Here is an 11,149-nt window from a genome sequence, read left to right as displayed (position 1 = left end):
CTTTGAGGATTTTGCTATTTTTGGAGGTAGTGGTGTAGTTTCCGACAAAATTAAGCAAGAACTTTATGATTCTCTTTTACAATAAGTAATTAGTAGAACGGGTACCTATGTAACAATTAATATCAAACAATAGCATATTCTAAATGAGTGATTCAGTCCCCATGGGGATTGGATTGCTTTTTTTTAACAGATAAGAAAGTATATAAAATTTCTGCATAATATCTGTCTAGCGTAAGCAACCTTGCTCTCAGTATATTTAGTGTATTTTAGAGCAACTTTACCAGCCTATTTTAGTGATTAATAATTATTTCTTTTATTGGGATTTTTTGTTAACATGTAGGTAATCAATTTATTAGAAATATAAGGGGACTCGTATGAAAAAGTGGATCAGAGATAATCGAAGTATCTCCGTTGTGTTGTTTGGTATTGTCTTCATTATATGTACAATCCTTCTCTTTCCGAAGTCACGTATCATTGATTTTCTATTTTATGAAGAAGCCCCAGTAAAGGTAGATGTTATTATTTTGTTGAGTGGGGATAGCTTTCGAATGCAGAAGGCGGCAGAATTATACAAGGCTGGATACGCGGATAAGGTGTTATTAACGAATGCTTTGGCCAGCGGAAGTACTACCGAATATGCTGAATCCTTTGGCATTCCGAGGGATGCTCTTTTAGTGGAAAATGAAGCGACGAGTACGTTTGAAAATGCGTTGTATTCCAAGGATATTTTGCTTTTGCAGGGTTTTGATTCTGCCATTGTCGTGACGAGTAATTACCATATGCGCAGATCCAAACTGGCATACGACCGCGTTTTTCGCGATACAAATATATCATTCACCTATGTCCCTTATCAGCATGATGATATAACGAGGGGTAGTTGGGAAGAGAATAAAACGATATTTAAACGTGAGTATAGGAAGTTAATCGGCGGCTATTTCTTATACCGCGAAGGCTTCTTAAATCCTTTAAGAGAAAAATTAGAGGAAGATGACATGAAAGAAATATAGTTTGGGTGGCCACCATGGGAGTTTTTGGTGGTTTTTTTATTTGTTATCCAAATTTAACATTAATTTAATAGTGTTCGACGAATTTCGACATTATTTGTAATGAAAGTGTATTACAATAGGTGGAATAGTTATTATTAGAACATTGTGGTTAATAGATTAGGAGGCATTTTTGCATGACAACGGCAGAATTACAAGTAGAATTTAAGCGTATTTTAGAATATGGATACCATCAAGGAAAAGAGAATGATTCGATAAAAACCGCTGATTTGATAGAAGAATTGTCGGAGCAGCTAAAAAAGTTATTGGACAAGAAGTAAGTTTAAATGTTTGGGAGTCAGGCACGCAATAAGACTAAAAATGGTGGTGTTTGATATGAATCCTAAGATTATTCCAAAAAACCGAAGTATGGATATGAAAGAAAAGCACCAGGGTAAAGAAGAATGGAAGATGTTCGCAAGGAGAATTCAAAGAAATCCTTTTGTAAAAAACCATTTACTGGTTAGAGACAATCATAAATGTACATGGTGTGATTTGGATATTGACAAAGGGTTTGTAGGTCATCATATTGATTATGATCACGTTTGTGAATATAAAGTAATGAGGGAATATCGAAGTCCAACATTTAAACGTCCAAAAAGAATGATAAAAGTCCCTGACTGTGAATCATGCAGTATAGCTAATTCTAATTTATTTTCTGAATGTATGAGTAAGCTAACCACTGTTCATAAATTGTGTAATTATAAAATAGCAAAGCATCTGGATTAGTGTTTAGGTTCCAGGAACGCAAAATAAATAAATGGAGGAGCTACATGACACAGTCACATAGCTCCTCCATTTATTTATTCTATTATTAGAAGTTTTGTCCAAAGCGAAATGTTAAAGTGCCAGTCACGCAATGAGATGTTAATTATATTCTATTATGAAATCTTTGATAAAAATCTGAAATGAAGCAAGTTCCACACAAAAGCGAATGAGTTCCACGCAAACGAAGCAAGTTCCACACAAAAGCGAATGAGTTCCACGCAAACGAAGTAAGTTCCACACAAAAGTCAATGAGTTCCACGCAAACCCATGAGTTCCACACAAACGAAGCAAGTTCCACCAAAGAGCCAACGAGTTCCACGTAAACCCATGAGTTCCACACAAACGAAGCAAGTTCCACCAAAGAGCCAACGAGTTCCACATAAACGAAGCAAGTTCCACACAAAAGTCAATGAGTTCCACACAAACGAAAAAAGTTCCACTAAAGAGCCACGAGTTCCACACAAACGAAGCAAGTTCCACACAAAAGTCAACGAGTTCCACGCAAATGAAGCAAGTTCCACACAAAAGCCAATGAGTTCCACTCAAACCCACGAGTTCCACATAAACGAAGCAAGTTCCGCACAAAAGTCAATGAGTTCCACGCAAACGAAGTAAGTTCCACACAAAAGCCAATGAGTTCCACGCAAACCCAGGAGTTCCACATAAACGAAGCAAGTTTCACCAAAGAGCCAATGAGTTCCACACAAAAGTCAACGAGTTCCACGTCAAGCAATATTCGCAATAGTAAATGCATACAAAAAAAGCAACTTTCTGGTAAAGAAAGTTGCTTTTATTTAGTCTAATACTTTAATTTTCACTTGTTTTCTTCCCCACTGATAGGCAGTGCTTTTAGATGGGAAGAACACATCAATTTTATTTCCTTTAATTGCTCCGCCGGTATCTCCTGCGACTGCATATCCATAACCCTCTACATGAACTTTTGAACCGAGTTTGATCACATTAGGATCGACGGCAATAACTTTTAGATTAGGATTCTGTTTTAAATTTATACCTGTTTTCGTAATGCCTGAGCACCCGGTACAGTTTGCAGTATAAGCAGTTGCTGAAACATAAAACTCTCTCGCTACATTACTAGTGTTCGAACGAGATGGTGTTGATGTCTTAACAGTGCTGGTAACTTTTGCAGTGCCGGTAACCTTTAGAGTCTGATTGACTCTAATAAGGTTAGATTTCAAACCATTTAAAGATTTTAGATTTGAAACTGAAGTATTGTGCGCTTTGGCGATTTTTGAAAGGGAATCACCTTGTTTTACTTTATAAGTATTTGTTGAAACTGCTTTTGTACTTACTTGTTTTGTAGAAGTAGCTTTTACAGTGCCGGTAACCTTTAGAGTTTGATTGACTCTAATAAGGTTAGATTTCAAACCATTTAAAGATTTTAGATTTGAAACTGAAGTATTGTGCGCTTTGGCGATTTTTGAAAGGGAATCACCTTTTTTTACTTTATAAGTATTTGTTGCAACTGCTTTTGTACTTACTTGTTTTGTAGAAGTAGCTTTTGCAGAACCGGTAACTTTTAGTTTTTGCTTCGGATAGATCATATTTGACTTTAGATTGTTCATTGATTTTAAATTAGATACAGAAACATTATGCATATTAGCTATTTTAGATAATGAATCACCTTTTTTTACTGTGTAAGTTGAAGATGCGGCCATACTTGAAGTGGCTCCACTAACTAATAGTGCAATGACGATAATAAATGTCCCAAGAATTTTTCTCAAATACTCTACTCCCTGCTTTTTTTAGTCTATATACATCTTAGCATTCTTCTATTACAGATATATTACGATTAACTACCAATTGTAAGACAATATGAAATGAAAAGTATTACAAGGATGGATTCACATATAAAAATAAGAGTGAATATGACAAAAGTAGAGTTAGATAGAGAGCATTCTCTTTTGGAAGGTCAAAATGCTACCTTTGATAGGGAATTATATTTTACTTATTTTGGATTTCTGCTCGTAATAAGCAGTATCTTTGTTTTCTTTTTGCTTTCAGGTTTTTAGTTATACAATTAGACTACTTTATTTTTCACAACTGAATACTATTTATTTCGAAAAATAGTATAATTAGGGAAAAATAGTAGGAAGTAGGTTTAAATTTGAAGCGAATTAGAATGATTTTAGTATCCGTAATTTTTCTTTCATTAGTTTCCTTCTTACCTGGATTTGAAAAAGAAGTATATGCAGTGGAGAGTTCTTTTGAAAAAAATGATGCAGTAATTATAAGTAACGAATCTCTTGACTATTCGAAACAGGAATCGAGTGGAACCTTTTCAATAGGGCAAGTTAATTCAACTACTTCTAACGATATAAAATTTCTAAAAGGTGCTTATAAGTTAGATAAAGTACTTGAGTTTTCCCCGGAAAAATATAAAGCATCTTTAATTAATGGAAATGCGAAAGACCAAAAGCAATTAAATAAGGTTGGTAGTTTAAAAGGTTTTTGGGTAGTAAATATGGAAACAAATAAAGATTATCTGATTCAAGCCAAGTTAAAATATAGTAGTGCCCATGCTGAAATTTGGGTTCATAACGATGAAATTACACCCACTCAGGCGAAGCGAATGGGCGATGAATTTGATCAGACTATTTATCCTTTAATTACTGAAAACTTCTCTTCATCTTCAGATGTAGATGGAAATGATAAAGTTGCTATTCTTATCTATGATATTAAGGATGGGTTTTCAGGTGCTGGGGGGTATTTCGCAGGGTATTTCTATTCTAGAGATTTGTATAACACAAGCTATTCCAATTTAGGAGAGGTATTTTATATCGACACCTATCCTGCTATGGGGATGTCTAGATCTACCTACGATGTGAGTAAAGCATTTGGAACAATCGCACATGAATTTCAACATATGGTGAATTATAACCAAAATGTGTTAGTGGAAGGTGGCGATTATATGGATACATGGCTAGATGAGGCATTGTCAATGGCTGCTGAACAGATGTATGAAGGTTTCCCACTGATTGATCGAATCGGCTATTATGAACAATCCGCTTCTATTGCAAATGGGCATTCGCTGTTGTATTGGGATGATTATGGTGATGTTTATTCAAATTATTCGTTGTCGTATCTTTTTGGTCAATATTTAAGAATTCAGGCTGACCAAGGAGAAAAAATTTTCAAAGAGATACTACAGGATCCTAGTAATATAGAGACTTCTCTTCAAAACATTATACATCGCTATATTGACCCAACTAAATCTTTAGGAGAATTCATCACGGATTTTCGTCATGCGCTATATGTAAACGATCCTACTGGTCTCTATGGTTTTGAAAGTGAAGCAATATTTTCGGAGATTGAGAGTCCATTATTTACTGGAGGTCTTCCTCGAACTCTTAGAGGAGGAGGAGGTTTCAATTTATCTATAAAAGATGCAAAAATATTTGTAGCTCCAAAAGATAAAGGGAGTAATATAACCTATCGTTTGATAGATGTAACCCAAAAGACTAATCGAATTAATGGAAAGGATCGATATGAAACTGCTGTATCTATATCACAAAATGGATGGGATACTTCTAAAACGGTAATTTTGGCATCAGGTTTAGATTTTCCTGATGCACTTGTAGGTGGACCGCTCGCATATAAAGAGAATGCACCAATCTTGTTAACAGGTCCAAAAACTTTACACACGGTAACCAAAGCAGAGATTAGTAGATTACAAGCAAAAAATATCATTATTTTAGGAGGAACTGGTGTTGTTTCATCTGCTGTAGAAAAAGAGTTGAGAGGTTTGAACATTCAGGTGGAGCGAATCGGTGGGGAAAATCGTTTCCATACAGCGGCATTAATTGCAAAACGATTACCTTCTGAAAAGGCAGTTGTGGCATATGGATATGACTTCCCAGATGTGCTATCTGTCTCGCCATATGTTGCTAAAAATGGAATACCTATTTTATTATCCCAAATAAACACAATGCCAGCTGAAACATTGAATGCACTTTCTGGAAAGAAACAGACCATTGTTGTAGGAAGTACTGGAGTGATAAGCGATAGTGTGAAAAATAAATTACCGGGAGCCGTTCGATATGGTGGAAAAACCCGTTATGATACTGCAAAAGAAATTAACTTAAAGCTGCCTATGGGCACGCAAAAAGCATTCGTCACTACAGGGAAAAATTTCCCTGACGCACTAGCTGGTTCCGTGTTGGCGGCAAAAAATGACGCACCTATCTTACTTGTAACTGACACCTTAATTCCCGCACCAACTATGGATCTTATCTCTAAATACGAGAGTATTTCCATACTAGGAAGTGTGGGTGCAGTTGGGGAATCTGTACAGCAAGAATTAGAAAATATATTGAGTAAATAATGTTTAACTTCTTTCAGCAGATGTTTTGTTGCGACGAGCTTGCGCAGGAGCAGATGTTTTGTTGCGACGAGCTTCGCGCAGGAGCAGAAGTCTCTCATTTCTAAAAGTCCTATAATACACAGAGCCCTCGGAAACTTCTACGGAAGTTCCCAAGGGCTCAAAAGTCTATTATCTTGATATGAAACATTGCGCATTCAATCTTAATAGTACAGCCGCGCCGTATATTGAACGATACGTACGACGGTGTGAGTTAATCACTACCTAATAATTCGGTTGATATGCATCGATTTCTTTTTTCAAGTCAGTTAAATACGTATCTAAATTTTCGCTAGTGACAATGGTTAATATATCTTCGTCATTCATTCTTCCATCTAGATGAGCTACAAATATCTCACCTAAGTTTGGGTAAAAATGTACTGTATCAAACCAATATTCTTGACCAATAGTATATTCATTTACTGAATGAAAGCTGTATACTTGCCCATAAACTTCAACCATCTCTTCAAACCATCTTTGATATGCTTCAAACTTATTTGGATCTGCTAAAAATAATTTTAATCGAACAGCGGTCATTGGATCAGTGAATGGTATAAGTTTTGAATCTGGGTTATCGTTTCGAATCGTTTCTAAATTTTCTTTGTATTGATCACTATACGGTACTTCCGAATCTGGATATACTGTATCAGCGTTAGGAATGGAATCTTTAAATAAATTGTTTATGTTTGGATTAACGTAATTAGTAGATACTTCATTGGAACGATCATAGCTTCGATATCCTTCATACCAATTTGCTATAGAGTATTCTTTATTCTCTTTAGCTTTTTTATATGTATCATAAGAAAATAATGATTTATATCTATAAATAGTTGACTGTGCATTATCCATCGCTACTTCTGGAAGGACGTAACTTGATACTTCTGGAGGTGGAGCAAACGAATTGTAATACAATTCTAAATAGATTTTGTCAAAAGGTTTTCCGTTTTGTTTAACAGCATAAGAAATATAGTCATTGTAGTCTTGTATGTCTAGAGAACTCAGGCCATAATTGTATACTTTTGACCTTTGAAAACCAGATTGATTCATATAAGTTACTCGACTTGTTCCGATTAAGAGTCCGTCGTAATCCATTGTCCGATTTGTAATATAATTGGATTTTTGTTGTCTCTCATCGAAACCAATTTGAATTGTATTATTTTCATTGTCATGAGTGAAATTCCATAAAGGGTCCACTAAGTAAGAAATATATAATGGATAGGAAAAAACACAAAGAAATAATATTAGAAAAGTTATTAGGCTTGATAATAGCCATTTACTATAGGGGTTCATAAAAAATAATTCCTTTCTGTCGTACTGATTAAATTAAACATACTCTTTATTATAATGATTAACCCTTTGATAATAAAGTCTTTATTAACATATATATATTTTAGTGATATAATGGGAAAATGGTAAGTTCAAATTAATAATTCTAAGGGTTTAAAGGAAGGTAAACATGTTATTCAATTCATTTAACTTTATATTTTTATTTTTGCCGTTAACATTTATTCTTTACTTTCTTTTACATAAGCTCAAACTTTCTAAATGGGCTATTGCATTCTTACTCACAGCGTCATTAATTTTTTATGGTATTTGGAATCCCATTTATCTAATCTTAATGTTAAGCTCTATAATATTCAATTTTGGTGTAGCTTATTTACTGATGAAAACAGTTCAAGTGAAAGTAAGAAAAGCTATTCTAGCATTTGGTGTTGTAGGGAATATAACGCTTCTCGGTTATTTCAAGTACTATGACTTTTTTGCTACCAATATAAACTGGATATTTGATACCGATATTGCGTTGAAAAGTTTGTTATTACCATTAGCTATCAGTTTCTTTACATTCCAACAAATTGCGTTTTTAGTTGATAGTTATAGAAATGAGACAAAGAAATATAGCTTTTTTACATATGCCTTATTTATAACATTTTTCCCACAACTTATTGCGGGACCCATTGTTAATCACCAAGAATTAATTCCTCAATTAGTAGATAAAAGGAACTTTTTCCTTAATCCGGAAAATATAGCTAAAGGTATTTTTATCTTTTCAGTAGGCTTAGCAAAAAAAGTAGGCTTAGCCGATACATTAGCTATTTGGGCAAATGATGGATATGCAAATGTTGAAACTTTAAGTTTTATGGAAGCTTGGATCACATCTCTATCTTATACATTGCAATTATACTTTGACTTCAGTGGTTATTCTGATATGGCCATAGGATTAGCATTAATATTTAACATTAAGTTACCTGTAAACTTCTATTCTCCATATAAGACTAGAAATATACAAGAGTTTTGGAAAAGTTGGCATATGACCTTAAACAGATTCCTTACTCATTATTTGTATTTCCCTTTAGGCGGAAGTAGAAAGGGACCGGTTAGAACATATATCAATATTTTCATTATCTTCTTAGTTAGTGGAGTTTGGCATGGTGCAGGTTGGACCTTTATAATTTGGGGAGTTTTACATGGTTTAGCTTCCATAACAGTCAGGTTTTGGGGGAAGTTGAATATTAAGCTTCCATATTTAGTTGCTTGGTTTATCAATATATTATTTGTACATATCGCATGGGTTTATTTTAGAGCAACAGACGTTAATCAGGCTCATACGTTATTAGCAAAAATGTTTACGCCGGATGGATCTATTGTAACATTTTTCAATGCGGCAATATTTGAATTTTCCACTTGGAATACCTTCCGTATTTTTGATATAACGTGGTTTACAAATCCAAAAACTATATTTCTTTTCATCATGCTTGCATGTGTAATTGCTTTCTTATTACCGAATTCCATTCAACTGTTAGAAAAATTTAAGCCGAATTTCAAATACTTATTCTTGATAAACGTTTGTATTTTTGTTGCTTTATTTTGTGTTTATATTTTAAATAAAAACAGTGAATTCCTGTATTTCAATTTCTAATAAAAAAATGTAAAGCTGAGCAATTGAATGTTACAATTCGATTGCTCTTTTTTAGAGTGAAGAGTATTTAAAACGTCGATCACAAACTCACTGCTGGCTAATAACCCCAATAAGATTATTCTATCTTAAAACATGTTTCATAGTAAAAAAGATAGAACTAAAAACTATCTAATACTATAGCAATCTCTAAAAAAAGTTCTAGTAACCGTAGACTATAGTTATATGGTTACTTTTATTCACTATCATTCGACAGTAAACTGGTAAGAGTACAATAGGAAGTAGGGAAAACACGATGAAAAAATCACTAAAACAACTAGGAGCCTTTCTTATATTGCTTCTTATATGGAATAGTTATACGAATGTCACGGAAGCTTCAACATTTCGAGAAGTATATACCGTAAATAGTGGAAGTGGAGTTTTACTTAGAGAAGCACCTTCCACAGGATCGACATCAATTCAGCACCTGACAAATGGTACCTTTGGAACTGTATTTTCAATAGACGCAAACGGCTGGGCGCGTATTCAAGTTGATGGAGTAACTGGTTATGCTCCAATAAACTTTTTTAAAAAAGCCACAGGGACTATTAAAATAGCTAATTCTATAGGTGGACTTATTGTCCGCGAATCACCAAGTCCGACTAGCAAGAACCTTGCAACACTCAAATATAAAATGATCATAGAGGAATTCTCAGCTAGAGGTGGTTGGTCATTCGTCCAATACGGTAATATTACGGGGTATGTAGCGTCTAATTTTATAGGGAAACCTATTACATATCCAGCAATTGTTGCTTCAAAAAGTGGATTGGTAGTGAAGAATATTGCCAGTACTAGTGGAGCGAGTATTGCCGCAATTCCTAACGGGAAAAAAGTAGAAGTTCACTCGGAGTTAATGGGCTGGGCTTACGTATCAGTGGGGGATACTAAAGGGTATGTCGTCGCTAGCTTTCTCACAAAAGAAATGCCTGTCACAATACCTTCAACTAACAATTTAATAAATCCTAAACAAGTCATCACCCATAAAGAAATGACAACATTTTTACAACAAATCGCAGCAAAATATCCAAGATTTACCGAGCTGAAACAAATAGGGACTTCCGTAGAAAAACGTCCTATCTATGCAATACGCATCGGAAATGGAAAAAAAGAAGTTCTGTTTGACGCTTCTATCCACGCAAGAGAACATATGACGACAAATGTGCTCTTGGAGATGATAGACACTTACAGCGCTAACTATGCTTCGGGTAGCTCATACCTAGGATTCAACGTTAGATCTGTACTGGACAAGACAGCTATCTGGTTTGTACCGATGATGAATCCTGACGGTGTTACACTTGTTCAATTAGGGGCAAATGCTGTTGCAAATAAGGCAAGTGTTCTTTCTATTAATGGCAGTAGTGATTTTAATCGCTGGAAGTCAAATATCCGCGGAGTTGATTTAAATGATAACTTTGACTCTGAATGGTCAAAAATCTCCAATTCGCGTCCCGGTCCGTCCTATATGCAATATAGAGGTCCATATGCATTTAGTGAACCAGAAGCAAAAGCTCTAGGTAACTTCATGACTAGTCGACCATTTAAAACAAATATTTCCTATCATTCGTCTGGTCAAATTATCTATTGGTTTAACTATCAAAAAGCATTAGAACTCTCTAGAGATAGAGGCTTAGCAGGCCAGTTATCGCAGCTTACAGGATATAAAGTTATGCCACCACAGTACCTCACAGGTTCAGGGGCATCTGCAGATTACTTTATCCAAGAAACCGGAATGCCAGGTATTGTTCTTGAAATCTCACCATATGTTGGTGAAAAACCGATACCCTTAAGTAACTGGGACCTTATTTGGAAACAAAATGCCAAAGTCGGATTATACGTTGCAAATGAAGCAGCAAAAAGATAGAATCGAACCCACAAATCCATATGGTTTGTGGGTTTTGTGTTAGATACATTCACGTTTGTTCCTGACAGAGGGACACCATTTAAGTTCCACGTAAATGAGGCGAGTTCCACAGAAAATGTAATGAGTTCCACGTAAATGAGGCGAGT

Annotated in this window: 8 protein-coding genes; 6 read left to right on the top strand and 2 right to left on the bottom strand. The window is 34.9% G+C overall.

All coding sequences use genetic code 11. The features are described 5' to 3' along the window. Nucleotides 1-374 precede the first annotated feature (374 nt). The 3 genes from C7437_RS07210 to C7437_RS07205 all read left to right on the top strand — a co-directional run bounded on the left by C7437_RS07210 (nucleotide 375) and on the right by C7437_RS07205 (nucleotide 1,772). On the top strand, nucleotides 375-1,007 hold the full coding sequence (locus C7437_RS07210) for a YdcF family protein (RefSeq protein ID WP_111438938.1): 633 nt from the start codon (nucleotides 375-377) through the stop codon (nucleotides 1,005-1,007). A gap of 173 nt (nucleotides 1,008-1,180) precedes the next feature. Further along, a complete protein-coding gene (locus C7437_RS16945) occupies nucleotides 1,181-1,324 on the top strand; it encodes a YwzD family small protein (RefSeq protein WP_170122334.1) in 144 nt (47 codons plus the stop codon). 55 nt (nucleotides 1,325-1,379) lie between these two features. Next, nucleotides 1,380-1,772: a hypothetical protein gene (locus C7437_RS07205; protein ID WP_111438937.1), complete on the top strand. Its 393-nt coding sequence runs from the start codon at nucleotides 1,380-1,382 to the stop codon at nucleotides 1,770-1,772. Between the two features lie 833 nt (nucleotides 1,773-2,605). On the opposite strand, the gene C7437_RS07200 is transcribed toward C7437_RS07205, so the two are convergent. Next, nucleotides 2,606-3,553 carry a LysM peptidoglycan-binding and 3D domain-containing protein gene (locus C7437_RS07200; protein ID WP_111438936.1) on the bottom strand — a complete coding sequence of 316 codons (948 nt, stop codon included), beginning with the start codon at nucleotides 3,551-3,553 and terminating at the stop codon, nucleotides 2,606-2,608. A 383-nt stretch (nucleotides 3,554-3,936) separates the two neighbouring features. Here C7437_RS07200 and C7437_RS07195 point away from each other — a divergent pair, with 383 nt between their 5' ends. Then, nucleotides 3,937-6,153, top strand: a complete 2,217-nt coding sequence (locus C7437_RS07195) for a cell wall-binding repeat-containing protein (protein ID WP_111438935.1) — start codon at nucleotides 3,937-3,939, stop codon at nucleotides 6,151-6,153. Between the two features lie 261 nt (nucleotides 6,154-6,414). On the opposite strand, the gene C7437_RS07185 is transcribed toward C7437_RS07195, so the two are convergent. Next, the gene (locus tag C7437_RS07185; RefSeq protein WP_111438934.1) at nucleotides 6,415-7,479 is read right to left on the bottom strand and encodes a hypothetical protein; all 1,065 of its coding nucleotides are present in this window, start codon (nucleotides 7,477-7,479) and stop codon (nucleotides 6,415-6,417) included. A gap of 166 nt (nucleotides 7,480-7,645) precedes the next feature. Here C7437_RS07185 and C7437_RS07180 point away from each other — a divergent pair, with 166 nt between their 5' ends. Both C7437_RS07180 and C7437_RS07175 read left to right on the top strand, forming a co-directional pair. After that, on the top strand, nucleotides 7,646-9,106 hold the full coding sequence (locus C7437_RS07180; protein ID WP_111438933.1) for an MBOAT family O-acyltransferase: 1,461 nt from the start codon (nucleotides 7,646-7,648) through the stop codon (nucleotides 9,104-9,106). Nucleotides 9,107-9,398: 292 nt separating this feature from the next. Then, nucleotides 9,399-11,003 carry a M14 family zinc carboxypeptidase gene (locus C7437_RS07175; RefSeq protein WP_111438932.1) on the top strand — a complete coding sequence of 535 codons (1,605 nt, stop codon included), beginning with the start codon at nucleotides 9,399-9,401 and terminating at the stop codon, nucleotides 11,001-11,003. Nucleotides 11,004-11,149 lie beyond the last annotated feature (146 nt).

This window comes from Psychrobacillus insolitus (assembly GCF_003254155.1).
GTDB lineage: Bacteria > Bacillota > Bacilli > Bacillales_A > Planococcaceae > Psychrobacillus > Psychrobacillus insolitus.
This window is presented reverse-complemented; position numbering and strand designations above follow the sequence as displayed.